At 60.1% G+C, this 26,574-nt stretch carries 25 protein-coding genes, 1 tRNA gene and 1 pseudogene; 12 read left to right on the top strand and 15 right to left on the bottom strand.

What is annotated here, in order from left to right; translation table 11 throughout:
* Positions 1 to 4: 4 nt before the first annotated feature.
* Positions 5 to 112: pseudogene (locus GA0061100_RS35290) on the top strand (type II toxin-antitoxin system CcdA family antitoxin); the annotation flags it as partial.
* 20 nt (positions 113 to 132) lie between these two features.
* Here GA0061100_RS35290 and GA0061100_RS30935 read toward each other — a convergent pair.
* Both GA0061100_RS30935 and GA0061100_RS30940 read right to left on the bottom strand, forming a co-directional pair.
* Entirely contained in the window at positions 133 to 588 is a 456-nt protein-coding gene (locus GA0061100_RS30935) for a GFA family protein (protein WP_075856680.1), read from the bottom strand.
* A gap of 95 nt (positions 589 to 683) precedes the next feature.
* Entirely contained in the window at positions 684 to 1,418 is a 735-nt protein-coding gene (locus GA0061100_RS30940) for a type 1 glutamine amidotransferase (protein WP_075856681.1), read from the bottom strand.
* A 124-nt stretch (positions 1,419 to 1,542) separates the two neighbouring features.
* On the opposite strand from GA0061100_RS30940, the gene GA0061100_RS30945 reads away from it, so the two are divergent.
* Positions 1,543 to 1,836 (top strand): Rdx family protein, encoded by a 294-nt coding sequence (locus tag GA0061100_RS30945; RefSeq protein ID WP_034514177.1) that lies wholly within the window; start codon positions 1,543 to 1,545, stop codon positions 1,834 to 1,836.
* 20 nt (positions 1,837 to 1,856) lie between these two features.
* On the opposite strand, the gene GA0061100_RS30950 is transcribed toward GA0061100_RS30945, so the two are convergent.
* Positions 1,857 to 2,285, bottom strand: a complete 429-nt coding sequence (locus GA0061100_RS30950) for a BA14K family protein (protein ID WP_075856682.1) — start codon at positions 2,283 to 2,285, stop codon at positions 1,857 to 1,859.
* Positions 2,286 to 2,464: 179 nt separating this feature from the next.
* On the opposite strand from GA0061100_RS30950, the gene GA0061100_RS30955 reads away from it, so the two are divergent.
* The 3 genes from GA0061100_RS30955 (at position 2,465) to GA0061100_RS35435 (ending at position 4,489) form a co-directional block, all read left to right on the top strand.
* Complete coding sequence (locus GA0061100_RS30955) at positions 2,465 to 3,895, top strand: phosphomannomutase (RefSeq protein WP_075856683.1); 1,431 nt, start codon at positions 2,465 to 2,467, stop codon at positions 3,893 to 3,895.
* A 92-nt stretch (positions 3,896 to 3,987) separates the two neighbouring features.
* Positions 3,988 to 4,072 (top strand) — tRNA-Leu (locus GA0061100_RS30960).
* Positions 4,073 to 4,360: 288 nt separating this feature from the next.
* Positions 4,361 to 4,489, top strand: coding sequence for a hypothetical protein (locus GA0061100_RS35435; RefSeq protein WP_280173864.1), 129 nt, complete (start codon positions 4,361 to 4,363; stop codon positions 4,487 to 4,489).
* Between the two features lie 60 nt (positions 4,490 to 4,549).
* On the opposite strand, the gene GA0061100_RS30965 is transcribed toward GA0061100_RS35435, so the two are convergent.
* Entirely contained in the window at positions 4,550 to 4,816 is a 267-nt protein-coding gene (locus GA0061100_RS30965; protein ID WP_075856684.1) for a DUF982 domain-containing protein, read from the bottom strand.
* Between the two features lie 293 nt (positions 4,817 to 5,109).
* Here GA0061100_RS30965 and GA0061100_RS30970 point away from each other — a divergent pair, with 293 nt between their 5' ends.
* Positions 5,110 to 5,292: a hypothetical protein gene (locus GA0061100_RS30970; protein ID WP_075856685.1), complete on the top strand. Its 183-nt coding sequence runs from the start codon at positions 5,110 to 5,112 to the stop codon at positions 5,290 to 5,292.
* Positions 5,293 to 5,390: 98 nt separating this feature from the next.
* On the opposite strand, the gene GA0061100_RS30975 is transcribed toward GA0061100_RS30970, so the two are convergent.
* The 3 genes from GA0061100_RS30975 to GA0061100_RS30985 form a co-directional block, all read right to left on the bottom strand.
* Positions 5,391 to 7,310, bottom strand: coding sequence for a beta-N-acetylhexosaminidase (locus GA0061100_RS30975; RefSeq protein WP_075856686.1), 1,920 nt, complete (start codon positions 7,308 to 7,310; stop codon positions 5,391 to 5,393).
* Between the two features lie 23 nt (positions 7,311 to 7,333).
* Positions 7,334 to 8,110, bottom strand: a complete 777-nt coding sequence (locus tag GA0061100_RS30980) for an SDR family oxidoreductase (protein ID WP_075856687.1) — start codon at positions 8,108 to 8,110, stop codon at positions 7,334 to 7,336.
* Positions 8,111 to 8,209: 99 nt separating this feature from the next.
* Positions 8,210 to 9,073, bottom strand: coding sequence for a MurR/RpiR family transcriptional regulator (locus GA0061100_RS30985; RefSeq protein ID WP_075856688.1), 864 nt, complete (start codon positions 9,071 to 9,073; stop codon positions 8,210 to 8,212).
* Between the two features lie 274 nt (positions 9,074 to 9,347).
* Between GA0061100_RS30985 and GA0061100_RS30990 the strand changes: the two genes are divergently transcribed.
* From GA0061100_RS30990 to GA0061100_RS31000, 3 genes are read left to right on the top strand one after another with little or no spacing between them, the layout of a single operon-like run.
* Complete coding sequence (locus GA0061100_RS30990; protein ID WP_075856711.1) at positions 9,348 to 9,833, top strand: hypothetical protein; 486 nt, start codon at positions 9,348 to 9,350, stop codon at positions 9,831 to 9,833.
* Between the two features lie 11 nt (positions 9,834 to 9,844).
* On the top strand, positions 9,845 to 11,320 hold the full coding sequence (locus tag GA0061100_RS30995) for a M81 family metallopeptidase (RefSeq protein ID WP_075856689.1): 1,476 nt from the start codon (positions 9,845 to 9,847) through the stop codon (positions 11,318 to 11,320).
* Between the two features lies 1 nt (position 11,321).
* Entirely contained in the window at positions 11,322 to 12,425 is a 1,104-nt protein-coding gene (locus GA0061100_RS31000; protein WP_075856690.1) for a D-TA family PLP-dependent enzyme, read from the top strand.
* A gap of 175 nt (positions 12,426 to 12,600) precedes the next feature.
* Here GA0061100_RS31000 and GA0061100_RS31005 read toward each other — a convergent pair whose 3' ends face one another.
* From GA0061100_RS31005 to GA0061100_RS31030, 6 genes are all read right to left on the bottom strand, one after another.
* The gene (locus GA0061100_RS31005) at positions 12,601 to 13,734 is read right to left on the bottom strand and encodes an ABC transporter ATP-binding protein (RefSeq protein WP_075856691.1); all 1,134 of its coding nucleotides are present in this window, start codon (positions 13,732 to 13,734) and stop codon (positions 12,601 to 12,603) included.
* Between the two features lie 84 nt (positions 13,735 to 13,818).
* The gene (locus tag GA0061100_RS31010) at positions 13,819 to 15,048 is read right to left on the bottom strand and encodes an ABC transporter substrate-binding protein (protein ID WP_075856692.1); all 1,230 of its coding nucleotides are present in this window, start codon (positions 15,046 to 15,048) and stop codon (positions 13,819 to 13,821) included.
* A gap of 36 nt (positions 15,049 to 15,084) precedes the next feature.
* Positions 15,085 to 15,942: a carbohydrate ABC transporter permease gene (locus GA0061100_RS31015; protein WP_075856693.1), complete on the bottom strand. Its 858-nt coding sequence runs from the start codon at positions 15,940 to 15,942 to the stop codon at positions 15,085 to 15,087.
* A complete protein-coding gene (locus GA0061100_RS31020; RefSeq protein ID WP_075856694.1) occupies positions 15,939 to 16,826 on the bottom strand; it encodes a carbohydrate ABC transporter permease in 888 nt (295 codons plus the stop codon). Before GA0061100_RS31020 ends, GA0061100_RS31015 begins: the two co-directional genes overlap by 4 nt.
* Positions 16,827 to 16,839: 13 nt before the next feature.
* Positions 16,840 to 17,997 carry a Gfo/Idh/MocA family protein gene (locus tag GA0061100_RS31025; RefSeq protein ID WP_075856695.1) on the bottom strand — a complete coding sequence of 386 codons (1,158 nt, stop codon included), beginning with the start codon at positions 17,995 to 17,997 and terminating at the stop codon, positions 16,840 to 16,842.
* Between the two features lie 193 nt (positions 17,998 to 18,190).
* Positions 18,191 to 18,523, bottom strand: coding sequence for a hypothetical protein (locus tag GA0061100_RS31030; RefSeq protein WP_075856696.1), 333 nt, complete (start codon positions 18,521 to 18,523; stop codon positions 18,191 to 18,193).
* Positions 18,524 to 18,780: 257 nt separating this feature from the next.
* On the opposite strand from GA0061100_RS31030, the gene GA0061100_RS31035 reads away from it, so the two are divergent.
* Positions 18,781 to 19,632 (top strand): glycosyltransferase family 25 protein, encoded by an 852-nt coding sequence (locus GA0061100_RS31035; RefSeq protein WP_244558004.1) that lies wholly within the window; start codon positions 18,781 to 18,783, stop codon positions 19,630 to 19,632.
* A gap of 251 nt (positions 19,633 to 19,883) precedes the next feature.
* On the opposite strand, the gene GA0061100_RS31040 is transcribed toward GA0061100_RS31035, so the two are convergent.
* Positions 19,884 to 21,866, bottom strand: coding sequence for a polysaccharide biosynthesis protein (locus GA0061100_RS31040; protein WP_075856697.1), 1,983 nt, complete (start codon positions 21,864 to 21,866; stop codon positions 19,884 to 19,886).
* 206 nt (positions 21,867 to 22,072) lie between these two features.
* A complete protein-coding gene (locus tag GA0061100_RS31045) occupies positions 22,073 to 23,749 on the bottom strand; it encodes a GumC family protein (RefSeq protein WP_075856698.1) in 1,677 nt (558 codons plus the stop codon).
* Positions 23,750 to 23,943: 194 nt separating this feature from the next.
* Here GA0061100_RS31045 and GA0061100_RS31050 point away from each other — a divergent pair, with 194 nt between their 5' ends.
* Positions 23,944 to 25,023 carry a glycoside hydrolase family 5 protein gene (locus GA0061100_RS31050; RefSeq protein WP_075856713.1) on the top strand — a complete coding sequence of 360 codons (1,080 nt, stop codon included), beginning with the start codon at positions 23,944 to 23,946 and terminating at the stop codon, positions 25,021 to 25,023.
* Between the two features lie 89 nt (positions 25,024 to 25,112).
* A complete protein-coding gene (locus GA0061100_RS31055; protein WP_075856699.1) occupies positions 25,113 to 26,348 on the top strand; it encodes a hypothetical protein in 1,236 nt (411 codons plus the stop codon).
* The last annotated feature ends 226 nt before the right edge of the window (positions 26,349 to 26,574 follow it).

Raw genomic sequence — 26,574 nt, forward strand, 5'->3', positions numbered from 1 at the left:
CAGAGTCGAACGCGAACGTCTGTGGCCTGAAGAAAACGGGAAGGCGATTGCGGAAGCAAATGCCTACGTCGAAAAACACGGCCTCCCTTTTGCGAAATACAGACAATTCTGACACGAGCCAGGGGCGGCTGATCACCGCTGCCCCATATATTCCCCGATCAAGCCCTCATAATCCTCCATCGCCGGCAGCGCGGCGTAGCTGTGCTTGGCCGGGGTCGTGACCCAGGGCAGCTTTTCGCTCGTCCAGGTCTCGACGAAGGGCGTGAACCAGCCGGTGTCATCAAGCATGGTAGCACGCACGTTGACGAACCAGTCGACGCCATCCAGCTTCGTGAACATCCAGCTCATGCAATGCGGGCAGAAATAGTGATGGATGACATCGCCGTGCAGGCCGCCGATGACAGGCTCGCCCTCGGTCACCTCGAAACCTTGCGTGGGGATGGCGGCGCTCAGCGAATAGGGGCCGGCGGTCATGCGTTGGCAGCCTGTGCAGTGGCAGGCCATGGTCAGCAGCGGCTTGGCGCTGATCTTCAACCGCACCTGCCCGCAGCGGCAGCCGCCCTCGCTCGGTAGTTCCAGCGTGCTCACGATGTCATTTCCTCCTATTACATAGATTATCGACGCGCGGCACGTCCTTATCGCAATCAGCAGTCCCGCGATTAACTAGGGCGCTCTTGCGATCCTCAAGCCTCCGCGACGTGCAGAGGCTCCGTTCGGGCGCCGATCGTCCGCACCCAGGCCCTGGCGATGGCAAGGCCAGCCGCCTCGGCCGCAGCGGCATGCTTGGCAACAAGCTGCGGATAGTTTTCCAGCCAGCCGGGCTCCTTGCGCTCGATCGTTTCCTTGAATTCGCCGCGCCAACGCTCGACCACGGCGGCATTGGCCTCGAAGTGGAACTGCGTACCATAGGTGGCACGGCCGATGCGGAAGGCCTGGTTCGGCGTGACACCGTTGGCGGCAAGGCGCGTGGCTCCGGCCGGCAGGGTAAAAGTGTCGCCATGCCATTCGAAAATGGTGAATTCGTCGCCGACATCGGCCAGCAGCGGATCTGCCTTACCCTCTTCCGTGAGGCCGACCGTCTTCCAGCCGAATTCATGGGCGATGCCGAGATGGTTTCCCGCTTCATAGGCGCGCGCCAGGATCTGGCTGCCAAGACAGATGCCGAGGACGGCCTTGTCCTCGCCCTCGAAACGGCGCATCAGCCGCGCCAGCTCCGGCAGATAGGGATGGGTATCGTCGTCGCGCGCGCTCTGTTCGCCGCCAAGTACGACAAGCGCATCGTAAGAGGAGATATCCTTGGGCAGCGCTTCGCCACTCCACGGGCGGAACCATTCGATCCGTGCTCCGGCCTCTTCGAGAGCGATACCGAGAGCACCAAGAGGAGTGTTCTTCATATTCTCGATGATGGCGACGCGCATTCCGATGATCCCCGAACATGTTACCGACAGAGATGAGCATTTGGCGACAGGACAAGCAAGAGTATAACTTGCAGCCAGCTAAAGCTGAGCCTAAATCTCATCAAAACAGCGAAGGACCGCGATGATGAGCGACAAGCCCCGGATCACCATTCTCTACTGCACCCAATGCAACTGGCTGCTCCGCTCCGGCTGGATGGCGCAGGAGCTGTTGCAGACCTTTACCGACAGCCTTGGTGAAGTGGCGCTGATACCGGGCACCGGCGGCGTCTTCGAGATCCGCATCGACGGCGAGCTTCTGTGGGAGCGCAAGCGCGACGGCGGCTTCCCCGGACCGAAGGAGCTGAAGCAGCGGGTACGCGATGTTATCGACCCGGAACGCGACCTCGGCCATACCGACCGCGCATCGCTGGAAAGCTGAGCCTCCTGCTGCTCGGGGCATCAGTCGAAGGGTGAGCGACAGGGCTTGGTGCCATTATTGATCGTCGTATAACTGTTGGTGCCGGGATTGTACGTCCGATAGCGCTCGGCGCACCAGGTCTGATGCTGCCTAAGTTTCTGGGCCGGCGAAGGATAGAGTGCCCTCGGCGGCGGTGTAAAGGTTTCACGCGGCGGCACTTGAACACGCGGACTGCCATAGCGATTGAGGCCTCCCGTATAAGGCGGTGTGATCGGAAGCGGCTGGCCAGGGCGGGTGTAAAACTGCCGCTGTCCGAAACCGAAACAGCCACGGGAATCGCAGATAACGGTATTGGTGCGCGGTGGCGTGATGAGTTTCCGGGCGTCCGAGGCAGCAGCCGCGAAATCCGCTTGCGACATTGCGGCGAGTGCCAGGGCGCAACCAAGCGCGATCCTTTGAAAAACAGCCATGACAAGCTCCTGTTCCGGACGCTACAAACCTACGACGCGGCAGCCGCGCCCCTATCTTATCTGGGGTCATGACGGTGGCAAAACCAGTGCTGCCGCAACCGCAACGTATCGACCCACGATGAGTTGATCGCCGCCACCGCTTGCGCCATAACAGCGCAATCATTTCTAGGAGATTGCCAGTGAGCAGCTTGAAATTCGGCACCAGCGGCCTTCGCGGCCTATCCGCAGACCTTACGGGACGAGCATCCGCGCTCTATGCCACGGCCTTTGCCCGCCATCTGCTGAAGAGCGGCCATGCCAAGCCAGGCGACCTCGTCCTCGTCGGCCGCGATTTTCGCGAATCGAGCCCGGCGATCTCGGCTACCTGCATCGGCGCGCTGAAGCGGGCAGGCCTGACGCCGATCGACTGCGGCACATTGCCGACGCCGGCGCTGGCGCTCTACGGGCTGCAACTGAAGGCCGGCTCGCTGATGATCACCGGCTCGCATATCCCCGCCGACCGTAACGGCATCAAATTCTACCGGCCGGACGGCGAGATCGACAAGCGCGACGAGGTGGCGATCAGCGAAGAAGCCCTGGCGATCGGCGATTCGGTGCTCGACGAAACGCCAGCGGAAGCGGAAAACCGGACGGCTCAGACCGAGGCGCTGTTCCTGGAACGCAACAAGGATCTGCTGCCATCAGGCAGCCTTTCCGGCCTCACCATCGGCGTCTATCAGCACAGCACGGTGGCGCGCGATCTTTTCGGCCAGGTGCTCTCGCATTACGGCGCCCGCGTGGTGCCGCTCGGCCGCTCCGAAAGCTTCATCCCGGTGGATACAGAAGCGGTCTCGGCCGAGACGATCCGCCTCATGAAGGGCTGGGCACCGGAGCATGGGCTGGACGCCATCGTTTCGGCCGATGGCGACGGCGACCGGCCGCTGGTCGCAGACGAAACCGGCGAACCGTTGCGCGGCGACCTGCTCGGCCTCATCGCCGCAAACTTCCTTGGCGCCGAAGTCGTGGTGACGCCGGTCACCTCCAATTCGGGCATCGAGGCCGCCGGCTCCTATGCGGTCACACGCACCCGTGTCGGCTCGCCCTATGTGATTGCCGGCATGGACGAAGCCATTGCCGCCGGCAAGGCCAATATCATGGGCTTCGAGGCTAATGGCGGCACGCTGACAGCCAGCCGCTTCACCGTCGAGGGCAAACCCTTCGAACCGCTGCCGACGCGCGACAGCTTCCTGCCGATCCTGGCAACGCTCTACGCCGCCGCAAGGGCCAAGAAGCCGCTCTCCGCCGTTGCCGGCAGCTACCGCCTGCCCTTTGCCGCCGCCGATCGTCTGGAAAACTTCCCCGTGGAAACCAGCGCGGCGCTCATGGCCTATCTGCGCGCTTCCGACGCCAATCTGGCAGATTTCCTCAAGCCCATCGCAACGGTCGCGTCAAAGAGCGATATCGATGGGCTGCGTGTCACGCTTGTGGATAACCGAATCATCCATTTCCGCCCTTCCGGCAATGCGCCGGAAATGCGCTGCTATGTGGAAGCATCCAGCGAAGCCGAGGCAAAGGCCCTGCTGGAACAGGGACTTGGCTTGATCAGCGCATGGGCCGCAGCCCGGGTTTGACCCGGGCTTCATTCGCTTTTTTCACGATTGCCACGAAAACTTCAAAAACCCTGTTGACACCGGACGGCCACCCCCTTACATGCGTGTCCGTCGCCCAGATGGCGGAATTGGTAGACGCGCAGGTTTCAGGTACCTGTGCCGCGAGGCGTGGAGGTTCGAGTCCTCTTCTGGGCACCATTTCCTTTCTTGAGAAACGTGGATTTCTCAAAGATTTCAAGACTTAATGAGTTCGCAGAATGCAGCTTTCGGTTAGCCGGAAGTTCATTTGCGCCTGTCTTGAAAATAGGCTCAGCGGGTGAAAAACCTCGCCTTCGGCATCGCGAACAATCTCGGTTTGAACCGGCATCCCTGATGCCGTGCCGGGAAGTGATAAAAGCCTGATCGACGGCCGTCACCGCACTTCTTTAAATCATTGACTGCCGAAGAAGAGGTCGACCTAATAGGGGAAACCTTGAGGGATTTTCGATGGACCATAAGAGCGACTGGTACGATCTGATCGTCGGCAATGGCAATGTCAACGAAGGGCTCGGCAGGATGATAGGTTTCATCCTCGCCGTCATCTTGATCCTTAGCCTGATCTTCTGGATCATCTGAGTGCCTCCGGTCCGAATGTCCGGGCCGCTTCGTCACTCCCACCATGTGTTGCATATCGATCTAGTGCAGGCTTTCGGCATCCGGCTTGACGCTGAGCCCCGCCTCACGCGCCGCATCCAGGAAGGCCTTTCGAGATTCCTCGGCGGAAGCCTTGCCGAGCACGGCGTCGAGGCACACCAGCACGGCCTCATCGACCGCAGGCCCGCTACTCACCGGCCACTCCTCGCTCATGCAGTTCGCCGCGTCGAGCGCGTTGGTTATGATTGCAAAATGTCCCGCGCCGCCAAGCTCGACTATGACGGGATTGTTCCAATCACCGTGTTCCATGACCCTACCTCTTCAGCCCGTGCATCTTGCGATAACGGGGAGTAGAGGCGAGATGTTCCGGAGCCGTGAGCGTGTGTTTAAGATTTTCTCGAGGCTCCCTTGGACTCGACCCAATGTGAGGCGTGCCGCGCGACAATCATCCGGCTTGCTCGCCGGTCTCCCAAGACATCGATCGCCGCATCCGCGCTTCCCGCTTTGCGCAGACCTCCATCCCGCTATAGCGCTACCTCATGCATCTCCAACTCGTTAACCTCTGCGGCAGGGAGGGCAAGACGAATAAGGGGAACAAAAAAATGGACCACGTCTGCAATCTGCTCTGGCTGGCCTTTAGCGTCGGCCTTCTCTTTGCCGCGCTGAACCGGCGCCTGGTCGGGGATTATCTTACCATGTGGTATCTTCTTGTCATCACCGCCATGACCGTGATGGCCTGGGCGGGCTTCTTCCCGACTGACATGGCGACCCTGCGGGCCGGCTGACTTCCTATGTCAGGCATGAGAAAGCCGCCGAAATGCTCGTTCGGCAGCCCTCAGGGGCGTTCGGATATCGGCGGGTGATCCTGCCACCGACAATGACCTTAAAGCTTGGGGCTCAGCGGCACGATGGCGGCAAAGCGCAGCCAGTCCTTCCCTGCCTTCGGCGTCCAGGCTGCCTCGGCAATGGCGGGAAGACGCGGGAAGACCAGACGGTTGAAATAGTCGCGGGAGATGAAATTCTCCTGCCAGATGCAGGCCTGCACACCCTTCATCAGGTGCTTCAGCTCATCGGGGAAATCGCCCTCAGCCTCATAGGCATAGGTGTGGGCCGGCGGCACGGTGCCTGCCCAGCTTGCGCCCGGCTCCTGCCAGGCATCGGCCTGCACCATATCGAGATAATAGGCTTGGCCCGGCGTCATGACGACTTCATAGCCTTCACGCGCCAGTTCAATGCCGACCTCCGGCTTTTCCCAGGCCATCAGCAGCGTGCTTTCTGGATCGACGCCGCCGCCATGGGCGACTTCATTCCAGCCGGCAAGCTTGCGTCCGCGCTCGGTAAGCATAGCCTTGATGCGCTTCAGGAAATAGGACTGCAGCGCAAACGTCCCCGATATGCCTTCTTTCTCCATCAGCTTGCGCGCCAGCGGCGAAGCGAGCCAGGAGCCATTGGCAACCTCATCGCCGCCGATATGGAGATATTCCGACGGGAAGAGCTCGACCATTTCATCGAGGACCTTGGCGAGAAATTCGTAAGTCAGCTCGATCGCCGGGTTCAGGGCGTTGTTCGGATAACCCTGCACGGAGTGGTAGCTGTCCGGCGCCTCCTGCCCGTCCGTCAGCTCGGGCAGAGCGACGAGGGTGGCGGTGCTGTGGCCGGGAATATCGATCTCAGGGATGACCTCGATGCCGAGCGCTGCGGCATGGGCGACGATCTCCCGAACATCATCCTGCGAATAGAAACCGCCGACCGGCTCGGCAGCGTTACCGAGCTGCGGCAACAGTGGCTCGTCCGGTCCGCGCAGCACGCCCGTCGTGGTCAGCTGCGGATAGGCGCGGATTTCCAACCGCCAGGCTTCGTCATCGGTCAGGTGCCAATGGAAGATGTTGAGCTTCAGCCAGGCGAGAATATCGAGCAGCCGAAGGACGTCGTCCTTGGGGGTGAACTGCCTGGAGACGTCGAGATGGCAGCCGCGCCAGCCGTAGCGCGGCCGGTCGGCAATTGAGCCGGCGACTGGGAAGCGGAACCTGCCGGGCTCGCGTCGCGCGCCATCGAGAAGCTGCGCCAACGTCGTCAGGCCGTAGAGGCGGCCTGACGCAGTGGAGAAGCCGAGTACGACCTCATTGCCGGAAAAGGAAAGCTCATAGGCTTCGCGGCCAAGCGCCGGCCGCTCGACGAAACGTAGTGCCCGGCCCTGCGGCGCGGCAATGAGGCTGAAGGGCATGTGATTGGACGGAAACAGCCGGCGGAACAGCGCCTGCGCCGTCGCAAGCGCCTTGACGCTCGCGGCATCCGTGCCCTTTGCCGGGTAGAGCGCGACCGGAAAGTCTTCCTCCGGCTTCACGTCGATCTCCGCCGGCCAGGGCTGGATGGCATAGGGAAGCTCCAGCCTGCCTTCCGGCAGCAGCACCGGCGGTGGCTCGCTGGTGCGATCGGCGAGCAACAAGTCCGAGGCGAAGACGGTGACATGCGTGCCATCCTCACGCGTCACATAGGCGGACTTGGCGCCATCGGTGCAATGGCGCGCGATGCGGTGGAGGCTTGAAACACTGAACGTCCAGCTCTCTCCGGGAGCTACGGACAGGCCGGCCGGCGGCGCAAACTCATGAAAATTGGCGTTGCGGCGGACGAAAACGGCATTGTCGCAAATCTTCGGATCGACGAAGCGCGTCAGCGTCGTATAGGCGAGACGAAAATTCGCAAGAGGCGAATCCGAAAAATTGAAAAGCGTCAGGGTCAGACGACCATGCTTTCCTCCCTCGGGAGACCATGTGTTTTCGAGATGATAGGGGGACGGCTGCATTATGTTCTCTTTGGCAGTGCGCGTCAGTAGTGTTCGGACTGTGAGAAGGTGTGGGCAAGCTCGGCCTGACCCGCCGTCAGGCCGCAATCGACAGGCAGGCAGACGCCAGTGATCGCCGAGGCAAGCGGGCTTGCGAGGAAGGAGACGGCATTGGCAACGTCGACCGGATCGACGACGCGGCGCAGCGCATACCAGCGCTTCGCTTCCTCGAAGACATTCGGATTTGCGGCGGCGCGGACTTCCCAGGCCTGGGTGCGCACGGTGCCGGGCGCGACCGCATTCGAGCGGATGCCGAACTTGCCGTATTCGACTGCGACCAGCCGGGTGAAATGCAGAAGCCCGGCCTTGGCGGCGCTATAGGCTGGATGACCGAAGACGGCCATGCCGTTAACGGAGGCGATATTGATCACCGACCCCTTCGACGCCTTCAGCATGTCTTCAACCGCACGGAAGCAGAGGAAAGCCGCCTCGAGATTGAGGGCATTGTCGGCACGCCAGATGGCCGGCGTGGTGTCGTGGAGGCTGACGGCGCGGGCAGCACCAGCATTGTTGACGAGCGTCTTCACCCCACCGAGATCCGATGCGGCCTTGGCCATGGCGGCGACATCGGCATCGCTGGTGATATCCGCCTTGAACGGCACGAAACGCTCCGCAGAGCCGAGTTCCCCCGCTGCCTTTTGCACGGCTGTCTCGTCGATATCGACGAGCAGGATGATATCGTGGTCATCCGCCAGACGCTTTGCGATGGCACGACCGATATCGCCGGCCGCCCCTGTGACGATGGCAACGGATTTGCTCATATGTTTCCCTCTGATTTCAGTCCCCGAACGGCGAACACCCGCCGCTCCTTATTGTTGCTTCCCGCACGGCTCCTAACGCGAAACCGTTTGGAGCCTTCCTTAATCCCCCAGCAGCTGGCGGTCGTCACCGTCACGATGGGTGACAAGCTGCTGCTTGATACGGCGCAGCGTCACCGTGGCCTGCGGCTGGATGCGGTAGGCGATCAGACTGGCGAGAATGTCCACCACGGCCAGATAGGCAATGCGGGTCGATGTCGGACGATAGATGTTGTCTCCCTCCGGCAAATCGACGGGCAGCGTGATCTCGGCGGCGCGCGCCACCGGGCTTTCGCTCTGCGTCAGCGCGATGGTCGGCACCTTGGCTTCGCGTGCCAGCGCAAAGGCGCGCACCAGTTCGGCATTTCGGCCGGAGAAGGACGAGCCGATCAGCACATCGGTCGGCTTGGCGGCAGCCGCCATCATCAGCTGCATGCTGTGGTCGGAGCTTGCGGTAATACGAAGGCCGAGCCGGAAAAGGCGGTTCTGCAACTCGGTCGCGATCATCGAGGAATTGCCGCCGGAGCCGAAGGCATAGATCATCTCGGCGCCGGCAAGCCGGTTCGCCGCCCGCTCGATGGCGGCGACATCCAGACCGCGATGCAGCAGGAAGAGCGCGTTCTGCGCCTTGGTGATGATGTCCTGGGCAACGTCGGCAGGCGCGATGCTCTTCGGCTCGGGCTTCAGATAGCGCATCCCGACATAGGCGGTGCGCGCCAGCTGCACCTTGAAATCGGAAAAGCTCTCGCAGCCCAAACGCCGGCAGAAGCGCGTCACCGTCGGCGGCGAGACATCCGCCTTGCCCGCAAGCTCGATGATGGAAGCATTGACGGCGAATTCGAAGTCATTGAGGACGATATCGGCGATGCGGATTTCCGATTGCGAAAGCCGGCCTCTCTCTTCCTGCATGGTCGTGAAGATATCCATCAGCCCCCCTTTGTCGCTGGTTTGTCCACGTTTGACACGTAGTCAGCGACGCGATCCATCTCAATTTCATCAATCCCGCCGGCGCCTGTGGACAGGCGTGCGGGCAGATGAGGCTTGTCATTCGTTCCCATTCAGCCGGAACCCTGACATGCGATGGCCACCATGCGGTTCCTGCAAATTATTTTCTTGATACGTTGACAAATGACCATAGAAAGCAGAATTTGACCAGTGAAAATCGTAAATTATGAAAAGAATTTAAATGGCGGCTGCTACCATGCGTGATCCTTTCAAGAATCCTTTCCCTGCCAGCGATGCCGCCAAGCACTCGATCTGGGAGATGCTCGTCCCGCGCGATATCGATGCCTTTCTTGCCGCCGACTGGTCGATGGTTGCAGGCGATTTCGTCGAAGAGGGCTTCATCGGCATCGATGGCAAGCGCGATGTCAGCCCGGACAAATGGCGCCTCGCCTTCCCGACGTTGTCTGCCTATCGCGACGAATGGCTGCGCCAGGCACGCGACTTCGCCACACAGTCGTTCGCTGAAGACGCCCGCACGGCCATTTTCACAACGACGACGCTCGAAGACATCGAGATCGAAGGCGACATGGCCCTGGTGCGCAAGAAGTTCGACGGCAGCCTGAAGAAGTCGGATGGCGGCATCGACGTGATGAAGTGGCAGACACTTTATTATTGCCGCCTCCACGAAGGGCGCTGGAAGATCTGCGGCTTCACCGGTTACCTGCCGAACCCCATGGAATAGAGGCGACAGCATTGCGCATTTTCACCGCGGCCCTTGCGACCGAGACGAATACCTTCTCCCCCATCTGCATCGACCGACGCGCTTTCGAAGCCTCTCTTTATGCGCCGCCGGGCAAGCACCCGGAGACACCGACGCTGTGTTCCGCGCCGATCACTGTCGGCCGGCAAATTGCGGTGGAAAAGGGCTGGGACGTGATCGAGGGCACCGCCACCTGGGCCGACCCCGCCGGTCTGGTGAACCGCCTGACCTATGAGGACCTGCGGGACGAAATTCTCGAGCAGCTGCGGGCGGCGATGCCCGTCGATGCCGTCGTCCTCGGGCTGCACGGCGCCATGGTCGCAGACGGCTATGAGGATACGGAAGGTGATTTCCTCACGCGCGTGCGCGAGATCGTCGGACCTGATATTCTCGTCTGCGCCGAGCTTGATCCGCATAGCCATCTGACCGCGAAGCGCCTCGCGGCGGCAAATTTCTTCGTCTATTTCAAGGAATTCCCGCATACGGATTTCGTCGATCGCGCCGAGGACCTCTGGCGCATCGCCATCGACACGCTGGAAGGCCGGGTCAAGCCGGTCATGTCCGTCTTCGACTGCCGCATGATCGATGTCTTTCCAACGTCGCGCGAACCCATGCGCTCCTTCGTCGACAAGATCATGGCGATGGAAAGGAGCGATGCCGAGATTTTGTCCATCTCCGTCATTCACGGCTTCATGGCCGGCGACGTACCGGAAATGGGCACGAAGCTGCTCGTCGTCACCAATAATAAGCCGGATAAAGGCTCTTCTGTCGCGCGTGATCTCGGCCTGGAACTTTTCTCCAAGCGCGGCACGTTCATCATGCCGCAGATCGATGAGAAGCAGGCCGTGAGCGAGGCCATGGCCGCGACGTCCGGCCCGGTCGTCATCGCCGATCTCTGGGACAATCCCGGCGGTGGCACCGCAGGCGACGCGACCGTGATCCTGCAGGAGCTGCTCGACCGTGGCGCCACCGATACGGCGATCGGCACGATCTGGGACCCGATGGCCGTGCAGATATGCATGGCGGCCGGTGAAGGTGCGGAAATCCCGCTGCGCTTCGGCGCGAAGTCGGCGCCAGGCACGGGCAATCCGATCGACGGTCTCGTCAAGATCATCCGCCTCGTCCCCAATGCCGAGATGCGTTTCGGCGAGAGCTTCGCTCCCTTCGGCGATGCCGCACATATTCAGCTCGATGGCATCGACATCATCCTGAATTCGACACGCGCCCAGAGCTTCGACCCGAGCCTGTTCTCCGTCATGGGCATCGACCCCACGGCCAAGAAGATCCTGGTCATCAAATCGACCAATCATTTCTACGCGTCCTTCTCGAAGATCGCCGCGGAAATCCTTTACTGCTCCGCGGGAACGCCTTATCCCAACAATCCGGCGCGCACGCCCTATCGCCGCGCGCGAAAGGATATCTGGCCGATGGTGGCGGACCCCTTTGCGGAAGAACAGAAAGACGCCTGATATGGCACATGACATCGCCTCGGAAATCAGCCCCAAGCCGGGCGACCGGATCGAAAGCCTCTCGACCCCGCGCCCGATCATCGATGAGGACCGGCTGGCCGGCAACATTGCCCGCGTGCAATCCTACATGGATGCGCATGGCCTGAATTTCCGCCCGCATATCAAGACGCACAAGATTCCGGCGCTCGCACGCGCCCAGGTTGCCGCCGGCGCCAAGGGCATCAACTGCCAGAAGATCACCGAGGCGGAAGTCTTCGCCGAGGCCGGCTTCGAAGATATCCTGATCACCTTCAATATTCTCGGTGCCGAAAAGCTTGTGCGGCTCTCGGCTCTGAATGACCGCATTGCCGGTCTCAAGGTCGTGGCCGACAGTACCGTGACGGTGGACGGCCTCTCCGCCTGGTTTGCCAGCCGCAAGCCGCTGACGGTGCTGGTGGAGTGCGATACCGGCGGCGCGCGCTGCGGCGTGCAATCGCCCGAGCAGGCGGCTTCCCTCGGCAAGTATATCGCCGGCAAGCCGGGTCTCGTCTTCGGTGGCCTGATGAGCTATCCGAAGCCGAACAATGCCGCTGCCACACAGGCTTTCCTTGTTGAAGCCGTAGCGCTGCTGAAGAATGATGGCATCGAGTGCCCGATCGTCAGCAATGGCGGCACGCCGAGCCTCTTCGAGGCGCATCTGGTGACGGCCGCAACCGAGCATCGCGCCGGCACCTACATCTATAATGACCGCTCGATGGTACGTGCTGGCCATTGCAAGGAGGAGGATTGCGCCATGCATATCCTCGCCACTGTTGTCTCCCGGCCGACCGAAGATCGCGCCGTCATCGATGCTGGCTCGAAGGCACTGACCTCGGACCTTCTCGGCTTTGCCGATTATGGTCAGGTGGTCGGCTATCCCGACGCCGTCATCAAGGGTCTTTCCGAAGAGCACGGCGTCATCGACCTGTCGAACTGCACAGGCCCTCGCCCGCAGATCGGCGACAAGATCCGCATCATCCCGAACCACACCTGCGTCGTCTCCAACCTGTTCGACCAGATGGTGTTTCATCGCGATGGTGTGGTGACGCGCGTCGAGGACGTGGCAGCGCGCGGCTTGGTCTGGTAGGGCGATCTGCCATCTGCGCTCGTAGTTCCTTCCGAGGCCACCCTCGTCCTTCGACGGGCTCAGGATGAGGGCGGAGCAAGCTATAGCCGGGCGGGATGATCAGTCCTCATGGTGAGGAGGCCCAAAGGGCCGTCTCGAACCACGAGGACGGGTGGTTGCTTCTGCAGCCGCTCCCTCAGGACGCGGCCTTGTTCAGCAATTCCATGTCGATTTCCGTCAGTTCCACCCGACGCTCGAAGGCCTGGCCGCTTTCGTCGAAGAGATGGCAATCGCCGATGCGGATACCGGTCTTGATTGGCGTGTCCATACGGATGGCGGCACTGCCTGCCAGCGTTGCGCAGAAATTCTCGTCAATCCCGTCAGTCGTGGCATAGGCAACCGTTTGAGCGCCAAGGCGTTCCACGACAGTCGGCACGATGGTCAGGCTGAGATCGCCATCCCCGAGTTGGACATGTTCAGGCCGGATGCCGAGCGTCAATGCCTTACCGACGAAGCCTGGACGCGGCGTGACGGGCAGCAGGGCCTTCTGGCCCTTGTAATCCACCTCCACGCCGGCATCGCTGACATTGGTGCAGGTGACGGGGAGGAAATTCATCTTGGGATTGCCGATAAAGCGGGCAACGAAGGTATTTGCCGGCTTGTGATAGAGCTCCAGCGGCGCACCGACCTGCGATATCTCGCCGCCGTTCAACACAACGATGCGGTCGGCCATCGTCATGGCCTCGACCTGATCGTGCGTCACATAGATCATGGTCGCTTGCAGCTGGCGGTGCAGCTTCGCAAGCTCGATGCGCATGTCGGCGCGCAGCGCCGCATCGAGGTTCGACAGCGGCTCGTCGAAAAGGAAGATCTTCGGTTCGCGCACGATGGCGCGGCCGATAGCGACACGCTGGCGCTGACCGCCCGAAAGCTGGCCCGGCTTCTGCTGCAGGCGCTGATCCAGGTGCAGAATGCGGGCAGCATTCTCGACCTTGGCCTTGAGCTTGTCCTCCGCCATCTTCTCCACCCGCAAGGGGAAGGCGATGTTCTCGAATACCGACATATGCGGGTAGAGAGCGTAGGACTGGAAGACCATGGCGATGCCGCGCTTGACGGGCGGCAGATCGTTGACGCGAGCACCATCGATCATGATGTCGCCGCTGGTCACTTCGTCAAGGCCGGCAATCATGCGCAGCAAGGTCGACTTGCCGCAGCCGGACGGACCGACGAAGACGATGAACTCACCGTCATTTACGTCGAGCTCGACGCCCTTGATGACCTCGAAATGACCATAAAATTTCTTGACCTGATTAAGGTGCAGCTTTCCCAAACTCTGTCTCCGCGCGGCGCCGCCATTCGGCGGGCAGGGCTCCAAAGGCCGCGCGCATGGCGCGCGGCCCGGCGACTTGCAGACTTATTTATACTGCTCGAGATCGGCAGCAGCCTTCTTCAAGGCATCCGCCGGCTGAGCCTGGCCCGTCACGACCGACTGGACCATGGCAATCATCACGTTCTGGAAGCCCTTATAGTCCTTGAAGAGCGGCTCGGGACCACCATAGGCGATGCCGTCGATGAACGGCTTCCAGGAAGCGTCCTTCTTGACGAACTCGTCTACCTGCGCAGACGGACGCAGAGGCGTGAGGCCGGCGCCGCCCTGGAGTTCATACTCGCCTTGCGGGCCGGGAGAGGTGATGAACTTGGCCAAATCGATCGCCTTGTCCTCGACGCCGCTGCCCTTGAAGACAGCAAGGCTGTCAGTGATGAGCAGCGTGCCCTGACCCTTGGCCGAAGGACCGAGCGGCAACGGTGCAACGCCCCAGTTGATCTTCGTTTCCTTCAAGCGGGCGGCGGCACCCGAGCCGGCCTGGATCATGCCGACCTTGCCATCGAGGAAGATGGCGCGCATTTCGTTCTGCTCGTAAGCCGTCGGTCCTTCGACCGAATAAGGCGTGATGTCCTTGTAGGCCTGGAGGGCGGCCAGCACTTCCGGGCTGTCGAGGGTGATCTTGTCGCCGTCGATGACCTTGCCGTTATTGGTGTAAACCCAGTGCAGGAACTGGTGCATGGTGTTGTCGAAGGTCTTGGCCGAGAGGCCGTAGCCTGGAATACCGGTCTTTTCCTTGATCGCCTTGGCGTCGGCGATTTCCTCGGCCCAGGTTGTCGGCGCCTTTTCAGGATCGAGCCCGGCCTTCTTGAAAAGGTCCTTGTTCCAGTAGAGCGCCTTGGTCGAGAAGGCGATAGGTGTGCCCCACTGCTTTCCATCGAAGGTTACCGTATTAACGATGCCTGGATAATAGGCCTTCTTCTCGTCGTCCGTCATCGGGATCGGAACGATCAGATCGTTGTCGGCGAACTGCTTCAGCGTGCGGGAACCGACATAGGCCATGGCAACGGGCGTGCCGGCTGCAGCGAGCGTCGTTGCCTTGTCCTGGCACTGCTCCCAGCCGACGACCTCAGGCTTGACGGCCCAGCCCGGGTTCTTGTCTTCCCACTGCTTGATGTACTTCACATGGATCGGATCGATGCTGTCACCGCAATAGATCCAGCTGATCTCCTTGTCGGCGGCCTGGGCGTTCACGGCGCCAAGCGCGGTGGAGCCGAGCAAAGCAAGGGCAAGAAGCCCCGTCTTGAAATGGAATGTCACGTTTAAGCTCCCGTTCTCTCTGGTGGTTGATTGATTTTATTGCTTCACCGCGCCAGCGGTCAGACCGCTGACGAGATACCGTTGCAGGAAGAAGATCACGACCAGAGCCGGCGCGATGCCGACGAAACTTGCGGCCATGAGTTCATTCCAGACGACCTCCTGCCGGCCGAAATAGGCAAAAAGCCCAACCGGCAGCGGCATGTATTCCGTCTTCGAATTGAAGGTAAGAGCATAGATGAACTGCTGTGCGTAGGAACCGATGAACGTGGTGATGGCGACAACGGTGATGCCGGGCATAGCGATCGGCAGAATGACGCGGCGCAGCGTATAGAAATGGCTGGCACCATCAACAAAGGCCGCCTCGTCGAGCTCCTTCGGGATTCGCATCATATAGGTGCGCAGCAGCCAGATTCCGGAAGGAATGAGGAAAGCGACACCCGGTATGATCATGGCAAAATAGGTGTTCAGCACACCGAAGGAGCGCATGAGCCGGAACAGCGGGATCAGCAGCACGGCACCGGAGAACATGTTGACGGCAAGAAAGGCGCCGAGCAGCAGGCCGGAGCCCCTGAACTCGAAACGCGCGAAGGCATAGGCCGCCGGCACGACGAGGATCAGCACGATAATGGTGCTCACGCCGGAAATCAGAAACGAGTTGAAAATATACCAGCCGAATCCGGGCACGCTGGTCCACATGGTGCGATAGGCCGCAAAGGAGCCGTTTTCCGGAATGAAACGGTAGGGCGACGAAAAGAGCTGGCTGAGCGGTTTCAGCGAAACCAGGAACCCTTCGACGAAGGGCGCCAGCACGAAAGTCAGAAACAGCAGGATCCCGGCATAGATGCCGATGAGCTCGTACCATTTATAGCGATGGATCATCGAAGGCTGGCTCATCGCTGCTTGGCTCCCGTGGAAAAGCGGCTGGTCAGGCGGAAATAGGCGAGGCAGAAGAGCGACAGGAAGATGCAGATCAACACCGCGCGCGCGGCACCCTCGCCGTATTTGTAGGACCCAATCGCCGTTCGATAGGTGTCGATGATCATCGTCGTCGTTTCGCCGTTCGGGCCGCCGCGCGTCAAAATCCAGATGATGTCAAAGGAATTGAAGGTGGCGATCAGCGACAGCATCGACATGGTGACCAGGGACGGCACCAGCAGCGGCAAGGTGATACGACGGAAGCGATAGAAACGGCCGGCGCCATCCGTCCATGCGGCCTCATAGAGATCATGCGGGATCGCCTGCATGGCAGCCAGCATATAAAGCGTGACCATCGGCACGCCGATCCAGACGTCGGTCACGATCGTCGCCCAGAAGGCTGTGCTGCCATAGGCAAGGAACGCCACCGGGCTGTCGACGATGCCGAAACGCTGCAGCAGGCCGGAAATCATGCCGAACTGGCCATTATACATCCAGCCCCACATGAAGATGCCGATCGCCATGGGCACAACCCAGGGCGGCATTGTCAGCACGCGGAAGAGAGAGCGACCTGGCACGGCGGAATTCAGCAGCGCCGCGCCGAGCGTTCCGATGATCATCTTGATCGACACGGAGAAGAAGGTCCAGATGAAGGTCCGAATGATGACGCCTGCGAACGTGTCGTTGAAGATCTTCGCGTAGTTCTCGAACCCCACCCAATTCGTCACCTTCTTCAACGACGCATCGGTGAAGGACAGGATTATGGTGTCAACGAGCGGATAAGCGACGATGACGGTGACGTAGAGCAGAGCCGGAAAAAGCAGGAGCCAGGCGAAGATGACCGTGCTGCGTTGAACACCCATCTTGCGCCCCTCCCTAGGCGGCCCTTGAATGAAGCGCTTCGTCGAACTCGTCCCAGATCGGTCGGAGATCGACGACGGTCTTCTTCATGCGTGCCTCATCCATCGAGAGCGCGAGAATGCCGGCTTCCAACGCGTTCAGGGTCGAAACCGGCAGATGCAGCCCCGACTTTACGTTTGCGATGATATCGGCGGCCATCTGCTCGTCGGCACCGTAGTGCTGGGAGAGCGTGGTGGCCGCGTAGGTATTTTCGATTACCTTCTTGCCGGTCAGCATCTCGTGCACATTGAAGTAGCCACGGATGAAATCACCCTCGGCCATACCGCGCGAGCCCATGATGGCAAAGCGGCGGAACTGGTCCGGCACATTCAGATTGGTGTGGAAGTTCATGCCGACGCCGTTGGCATATTCGACGATCGCCACCTGGTAATCAATGATGTCGCCATCGCTGTCGAAGACCTTGTCCGACCCCATCCAGCCGCTCGGCTTGCGATGGAAAAGCTCGAGATCGTTGATGCCTTCCCGTGCCGGATCGTTTTCCGGAATGAAGCTCTTGCGGCCGCCGAAGCTTGCAACCCGCTCCGGACGCGCGCCGACCACACCATTATAGAGGTCGAGATCATGGCAGCATTTTTCCAGCATGAAGCTGCCGGAATAATGTTCATAGCGGCGCCAGTCGCGCATGAAGAAGGCACCGTGATAGGGCGCAATGTGTTCGGCAGCCTCAATGGAAACGACGTGACCGAGCTTGCCTTCCGCCTGGGCCGTCAAAAGATCGCGGTACATCGGCGAATAACGCAGCACGAGGCCGACATTCAGGCGCTCATGGCCGAATTTCGCCATCAGGCGGGCAAGCTCGATACTGTCCTTGATTGTCGTAACGATCGGCTTTTCGCAGAAGATCTTGAGGCCGGCTTCGAGGCCGATGCGGATGTGATCGAGATGCATGTGGTTCGGCGAACCGATCATCAGCAGGTCGATCTTTTCGTTGGCGATCAGCTCTTGAGGTGTTGCGTAGGCTTTTCCGGCAGAGATGCCCTGCTCGATCAGACCAGGCAGACCTGCAGGCTCCGGATCGACATATCCGGCAATCTCGAAGTTCTCGTCGATCGCCTTGAAGACATAGCCCAGATAGCCCAGGCGGAATCCCAGCCCAATGATTCCAACGCGCATGCTTTTATGTTCCCATTACGTAATTTATTTTCGTAACCTTGGGGCATATTTTCGCATTCGTCAACGACGTTCGCGCATTTAACCAAAAACATGAAATTTATTTTCAGATCGCCAACAAAACTTACACGATGCGATCATGAGGCCACGCTCGTTTTGATTGCGCTGCCGCTTAATTCGGCAGAGTGCCTACGACCTATCTATCCGAACCGTTATATTGCCAATATTGGTAGTTCGGCTTTCTGGTGCTGCTGGAAATGACGCCATTCTCGTCGCAAACGTAACCGAGGCGCGGCAGGCCCCGGTAGAATGGACCTTCGTGAAAATAATCTGCGTACACCGTGGCAGTGCGACATTGAAACTTCTCGTCAGCCGCCATTTTCGGCGCGGTTACTCCCGGAAGGTCCTTGTAAGGATAGACGGGAGCGACATATGGCTTGGGTAGGAGCGGGTTATCGGCAAAGGCGGCCGCCGGCATCAAGACCGCGAGGGACAGGGCAGCAATGGCGATTTTCGACTTGATCCACATGAACTGCTACGCTCCTTTGCAAATGCGAGCGCAACGATCACACGCCGCATGCTACAGATATAATGAGGCCGCAGTCATGCGCCAACGGGTTCCTCGATCAAAATCGCGCGTAAGCGATAGTTTCCGCATCGTCGATGGGCGCTATTCACGCTACGTTACACCAAAAAAAATGCTTTTATCTGCAAATACAACACAGGCGTGTAACAGCCGTTTGCGACAAGTCATAAGCATGATATATAGTATGGAAATTGCCATCCTTGTTGCTGTCGGCGCGATTTCTGTTTGAAGGAGTAGCAGTCATTCTCGAACAGATTAATCGTATCCCTCCCCTTATTGACCCCGAGATTGCTGACGATGCTGCTCAGCGGGTCTCTATCTATGTCATCAATCTCGATCGCTCGCGTGATCGCTGGGAGCGGCTGTGCAACCAGGCCGTAGAATACGATCTGCATATCACGCGCATTCCTGCCGTCGATGGCCGCATCATCGCAGAGGCGGACCGCGTCGATTTTTACCCTCATTCGTTCATCTACCACAACGGCCGCAAGCTTCTGCCGGGAGAATACGGATGCTACCGCAGCCATCTGATCGCGCTTGAGCAATTCATCGCCAGCGGCGACAAGATGGCGATCATCATGGAAGACGACGTCGAGCTCAACGACAAGCTTATCCCGCGTGCAATCGCGGCGATGGAAAGCGTCCAGGGTCCGCGCCTCGTCAAACTCGTCAACCATCGCCTCGTCGGCTTCAAGCCAATCTGCGAAACCAGTGAAAACGATGTCGTCGGCCGCTGCATGCATGGTCCGCAAGGGTCGGCTGCCTGTTATATCGTCAACCGCAAGGCGGCCAAGAAGCTGCTGACGACGCTGAAGCCCATGCTTCTTCCCTATGACGTCGCGCTGGAACGCGGCTGGTCGACCGGCGTCGAGACATTCACGACATTTGAGAACCTGGTGGATTTCAGCCCGCATCGCGCCGACACTACGATCGGCAAGCGCGTGCACTACCGCGCCGTAAAGCGGCATCCCATGTTACGGCTGACTGCACATTGGTTCCGCACCTGCGATCAGCTGCGCCGCTGGCACTACGCAGTCAAGGCCAAGCAGTAGCTGTCATCAAAGCTTGAAGAGCGGCCGCGCGCTGGCGGATACGCGTCTAAAGCGCGTCGCGATCTTTCAGATTCGCTTTTCGCGCTTTGGAGCAATTCCAGGAAAGGTGCGTAGCGGTTTTCCGTCCGGAATTGCATGAAAACAAGCAGATAGAGTGGTTCAGAGATTCCGTGAAAAGCTGAACCGCTCTGGGTTTTTATTTTGCGTATGTCGTCATCGCAAAACCGCTACACACTTTTGCGCGACACGCTTTAAAGCTGTGCGACGTTGTCGAGGTTCGGCTGATCGACCGTCAGGTCCGTCTCGCGCTCGCGATAGACCAGATCGACCACTTCGCTGCTCGGCGCATAGCCGGAAACGAGCTTTTGCAGCAGGGCTCTGGCCAAGGGTATGTCGTTTTCATCCAGTGCCGCCTCGAGCGCGGCAAGGCGCTTCGACAGCTCCGACCAGGGCAGGAAATCCTCCTTGGCCTGCATGATGCGCGGATGGTTGGTCGGCTGCGGATTGTCGCCGATCAACAGCTCTTCATAAAGCTTCTCGCCCGGTCGCAGGCCAGTGATTTCAAGCTCGATATCGCCATCCGGCTCGTCTTCGTCCCGCACGGTCAGACCGGAGAGCTCCACCATGCGCCGCGCGAGATCGGCAATACGCACCGGCTCGCCCATATCGAGCAGGAAGACATCGCCGCCGCCCGACATCGCGCCTGCCTGGATCACAAGCTGCGACGCCTCGGGAATGGTCATGAAATAACGGGTGATCTCGGGATGCGTCAGCGTGATCGGTCCGCCGTCGCGGATCTGCTGGCGAAAAAGCGGCACGACCGAACCGGAGGAGCCGAGCACGTTGCCGAAGCGGACCATGGCGAAATTGGTGCCGTCGGCACCGGGCTTGCGATCGGCGTCCATCGCCTGCAGCACCATTTCCGCCAGCCGCTTGCTTGCGCCCATGATGTTGGTCGGACGCACCGCCTTGTCGGTGCTGATGAGGACGAAATTTTCGACAACATGATCGCGCGCAGCTTCGGCCGCTATCTGCGTTCCGAGCACATTGTTGCGGATGCCTTCGACGGGATTGTATTCGACGAGCGGCACGTGCTTGTAGGCAGCGGCGTGATAGACGGTCTTCGGCCGCCAGGCCTGCATGATCTGCCTGATCCGCTGACCGTCCCGGACGGAAGCCAGGAAAGGAATGATGCGCACATCGGCGTAACCGGCGGAGGCGGCAGATTTCTCCAGCTCGCCGTGAATGGCATAGAGGGCAAACTCGCTCTGTTCGATCAGCAGCAGGGAGGACGGACCGTTCTTCAGGATCTGACGGCAAAGCTCGCTACCGATCGAGCCGCCGGCACCGGTCACCATGACGACCTTGCCGCGAATGTTCTTCTCGATCAGGCTGCGATCCGGAGCGATCACGTTGCGGCCGAGCAAGTCTTCGATGTCAAGCTCGCGCAGATCCGAAACCGCGACGCGGCCCTGCGCCAGCGCCGTCAGATCGGGCATGGTGCGCACCGTGACGCGGGCCTTGCGCATATCTTCAAGGATTTCGTTACGCCGCTGCCGCGTGGCATTCGGCAGAGCGAGCAGCACGCCCTTGATCTCGCCCGAGACCACGAGCGCCGGCAGGTCGGCCGGATCGTAGATCGGCAAGCCGCCCATGATGCTGCCATGCAGGTTGCGATCATCGTCGAGATAGCCAACGACGTTGAGCTCGGCACTATTGGCGAGCGCCCCCGCAAGCTGTCGTCCGGAAGCGCCGGCCCCATAGACCAGAACCTTGGCGAGCTGATTGCGATTGAGGAGCCGCTGATAGGCATTGCCGAGCCAGTAGCGCGTCCACATGCGCGACAGGCCGATCGCGATCAGCAGCAGCAGGGGCTGCAGGATGCCGACCGTGCGCGGCACGCCCGGCACGCTGATCGCGGTGAAAACGGTCATGAAGGCGAGCGCATATATCGCCACGGCCTTGACGACCGTCACGAAAGCAGACAGGCCGGCATAGCGAAAAATCGCACGATAAAGGCCGAGAACGATGAAGATCGGTATGGCGAGCAGAAGCGAGACGATTGCCGGCAGCCATTCCACGCCTTCGAGAATGACCCAGTCGTCGAGACGGAGACAATAGGCAAACCAGACCGTCAGCACGCACAGGCTGGCATCGACCAGCAGCGCAAGCGCACGCTTGGTCGAGCGCGGCAAAGCCAGAAACGGCAGAACGAGTTTATCCGCGGGCACCATAGGTCAGCTTTCCCCGGCGCCAGTCATCGGAGCAACGCACCGCTTTTCTCGCATAGATTGTCTCACAAAGTACCGCACAACGCCTAATGACCGTATCCCGCTTCATTAGCAAGATCCAATCATTCCCAGCGCCGATCTACATTTAGAACAGTCGGCGCACAATTGCACCATCGATGCTGAAAAAGCCCGCAGCACAAAAAAACCGGTCACTTGCCGAAATAGCCACGGATGACGGGATGGCGAAACAGGCCGAGGAGAATGGCAAAGGCCATGCCGAGACCGGCGCCGAATATTGCACCGGCGATCAGACCGGCGATCATCATCACCTTACGGCTCGGCCCATCCGCCTTCAGCGGCGGTTCCGCTTCGGAGATCACGCGGATATTGCTCTGCGAGAGGTCCTGGGCGTCGCTCGCCTGACCGGACCGTTTCAACAGCGATTCATAGAGGTCACGGGCGGCGGTTGCCTTGCGTTGCAGCTCGTTCAAACCGACGAGCTTGCCAGACGTGTTGACCTGCGAGGCCTTCTGCACCGCCAGTTCCTTGGCGATATCCTGCTCGGCCTTCTGTGCTTGCTCGTAATCGGCGCGGGCCGAGGTCATCTGCCGCTGCAACTCCGCGCGGATTTCGGCGGCGAGGCTATCCAGCGAAGATTTCGCGGCAAGCAGACGCGGATGGCGCGCGCCGAGCTGGCTTTGAAGGCTGCCCACATTGGCCGCCATCGTCGCATATTGCTGCCGCAGGCTGCTCAAAGCCGTCGATGTCGCCCCTGCGGACGGATTGTTGGAGACCACATCTTCAAAGCTGAGCTTGCCGGCGGCGTCCGCGCGGGCTCTTGCCTCGATCGTCTTCTGCTGGGCTGTCACCAGGAGGTCGTTCAGAGCGGTCAGGCGCTTATCGGAGATCAGATTGCCCTCGACCGCCACCATGTCGTTGTCGGCACGATAGGTTTCGACGGCCTTTTCCGCTGACAGTACCTGCTGTCGCAAATCCTCCAGGCGGGAATCGAGCGCCGTATTGCTGCTTTTATAAGTGCTCGCCGCCGCCTTGCTCTCTTCCTCCAGAAAAGAAGTCACAAGCTGGTTGGCGATCCCGGCCGATTTCTGCGGATCCCCCGTCGTCACCTTCGCAGTCACGACATAGGTGCTGGACTCACGGGCAATCAGCACGGCTTTCGCCAAGGCAGCGGTGGCCACATATTTTGCTGCCTCGCCGGTGGCGCCGCCATTGAATTTCGGGTCCTGATCGAGTTTCAGCGCATCGACGACGCGCCCCAAAACCTTGCCGGAAGACAGGATCTGCGTCTGGCTGTCGATCATCGTCGTGATCAATTCCGGCGCCGTCGGAGCCTGCTGGGCGGAATCGGAGCCTCCGACCGGGCGGGGGTCGAAGTAGAGGCTGGTCTCAGCGGTGAATTTCTGCGGTATCAGCGGAATGACCGCGCCACCCAGAGCGGCGCCAGCGCCCGCCAGAGCAAGGACGACAAATTTCCGCGCCCAGATCGAAGCAATGGCCGATCGAAGATCGAGCAGGGGCAACTTTGCCGCTGGTATCGATGTCACGGGGGCAGCGGCAGATACCGGAGCAACCGCAATCTGCTCGACGGTCGGTGTCGTCGCAGCGACAACCGGCTCGGCAATGGGGCGCGGGGCTACCGGCTCCTCAACATCCGATCGCTTCGGCGGGCTTTGCGGGACGGAGGCATCCGCGGTGGGCGCCTCGGGCTCTTCGGAATGTGCTATGGGCTCGGCAGCGGCGACGAAATCCCGAGGACGCAAGACAGGACTGCGCAGGCGCATACCGTCGCGCCGTATGTCAGACGGCTCGGTATCGCGCCAACCCGCAAGTCGGTCCGATCTCTTGCTTCGTTCCATTGAGCTCATGGCAAACTTTCAGTGCTCCGCAGGCGGATTCCACACAGCAGATATCCAAAGTTTAGAAACGTTTGGCTAACGGAACATTAAGGACGCTCTCAGGAAATCGCGTGGCGGGCACGGGCGCGATGCATCCCTTCATCATTGTTCAACACCATCATCCCTATGAAAAGCCACACCCGCACGGAAGACAGGGCCATGCAATGACCGCATCGACGACGAAAGCTCTGCGACGCCTGCTGGCCGCCACGGTCATGCTCACTCTCACGGCGCAGGTGGAGGGCTCCTTCGCGGCGCAGCAACTATGCTATCGCGGCGTCAATCTGTCGGGCGCAGAATATGGCGAGCGCGGCGGGGTCGTGAATGTCAACTACACATATCCGTCCGAGCAGACCGTGCGCTATTTTGCGGAAAAGGGCATGAATACGATCCGCCTGCCCTTCCGCTGGGAGCGGCTGCAACCGGTGCTCGGGGCGCCCCTCGATGGCGACGAACTGCAGCGGTTGAAGGATGCCGTCGATCTCATCCAGAAACACGGCATGTCAGTCGTTCTCGATCCGCATAATTACGCCTATTACGACAAGACCCAGCTCAAGCAGCCTCCTGCGACCGATCTCGCTTTCGGCGATTTCTGGGCGCGGCTTGCCGTCGAGTTCGCCAACCGGAAGGGCGTGGCCTTCGGTCTGATGAACGAGCCGCACGATATCAAGGCCCCCGATTGGCTCGAACTTGCCAATACCGCCATCCGCAGCATCCGCACGGTCGGCGCACGCAACCTCATTCTCGTGCCTGGCACGAACTGGACGGGCGCGCATAGCTGGTCCGCCGATGTTCTCGGCGGCGGCGCCAATGGCACCGTGATGCTCGGTGTCCAGGATCCGATCGATTTCTACGCCTTCGAATTCCACCAATATCTGGATTCGGACAGCTCGGGCACGCACCCTGTCTGCGACGGCACCGACAACGCCATGAAGGGCATGACCGACGTTACCGACTGGCTGCGCAAGAATGGGAAACGCGGATTTCTGGGTGAGTTCGGCGTCGCCGCCAATGACGGTTGCCTCGACGGCCTCAAGCGGGTCCTCGACATCATGAACGCCAACGGCGACGTCTGGCTCGGCTGGACCTATTGGGCCGCCGGTGACTGGTGGCCGCCGGATGAGCCGCTCAACGTCCAGCCGCACAATGGCCGCGACAAACCGCAGATGAAGGTTCTGGTGGAGGGACTGGGCAAGAAGACGTCACTCCCGCCATCCTGCGCGCTCGTCAAATCAGCGAAATAAGCGACGGCAAGCTGCCGACTCTTTGTCGCGAATCATCCGGCTGATATGGTGCCCGCAGCCGGAAAAGACGCCACGACCTCGGATATCCAATGCAAAGTTCAGGCGAGAAGCAGCCGATCAACTTCGTCATCCTTACGATCTCGCTGCTGGCGGTCTGCTATAACTGCATTCTGGCTTTCATCAATCACAACATCACGCCGCTGACGCCAAGCTCGGTCGTGCTGTCCGAAGTGCTGCTGCAGGTCGCCGCCTTCACCTATCTGCTGACGAAAGGCATATATGAGGAGGACATAGTGCCGCTCCTCTATTTGCTGCTGACAATCGCGCTGACGATCTTCGTCATGGCCATCAACAAGCAGGCCTATATCGACCATCTCCGCAACGTGATGATCATCTTCGCCTTTTCGATCATGGGGCGGCTGGCCAACGAGCGCACCGTCAAGCTCGCCTTCAAGATTTCGTGCTTCATCGTGCTTGTCGTGCTCATCCTGGAAATCGTGTCAGTCAAGGAGTATGTCGCGCTGTTTCATCCGGCCGAATATTTCCAGAACACGCGCGGCGTGCCGCCGGCGACCTATAGCGATCTCGGCCTGTTTCGCGGCGCGCTCGGCTTCGAAGGCCGGTTCTCCTTCGGCCTGATCGACCACCGGTCGTCCTCCATTTTCCTGGAGCAGGTCTCGCTTGCCAATTTCTGCGGCGTCATGGTGCTGTATCTGATCAGTTTTTCCAATCGGCTGCGGTTATTGGACCGGCTTCTGTTCCTGGCGACCGTCACGCTGATCCTGCTGACCAACGACACACGTACTATGCTGATCTTCAGCCTCATCTGCATCGCCGGCTATTTCATCTATCCCTGGCTTCCGAAAGGCCTCGACCTGCTCACGATGCCCGGGATCATCATTGTCGGTTTCGTCATTCATGCGCTCAAGCCGACCGTCACGGGCGATAATTTCGTCGGGCGCATCAATGGCACCGTGAAGGCCTTTCTCGGCATGGATCTACAGAGCACCATTGGCCTGCAGCTCGATCAGGTCGGCATCTTTTTCGACAGCGGATACGTCTACATCATCTATGGCGCCACCATCTTCGGCCTGATCCTGTTCTGGCTCTACGCCTCGCTCTATCCGGGCGGCGAAACGGTCAATCAGCGACGCCTCGGCCATGCGCTTTCCCTCTTCCTGTTCCTGAATCTGATGATCGGCTCGACGGCAATCTTCTCCATGAAGACGGCCGGGCTCGTCTGGCTTCTCGTGGGATTCCTGAAATTCAACGAGGGAAGCCTGGCAAAGCGACCGCAAAAGCTTTCGCTGGCAACCAGTGGCTGAGGCGGGGATGCGCCGTTCGAAGGCGCAATAGGAACGTCTTTTTCCGCGCCACCCTGCCTAAATATCCATCGAAACACGGTCGGAGGACGTATTTCCCAGAACTCCGATTTCATTTAAGCAGGCGGCATCCTCGGGACAAAGAGAAGAGACATGACGAGCTATGTACTGACAGTAGCGTGCCAATCGACGCGTGGGATTGTTGCGGCGATCTCGAACTATCTGGCCG

The sequence above is a fragment of the Martinezella hainanensis genome (assembly GCF_900094555.1).
Taxonomy (GTDB): Bacteria; Pseudomonadota; Alphaproteobacteria; order Rhizobiales; family Rhizobiaceae; genus Rhizobium; species Rhizobium hainanense.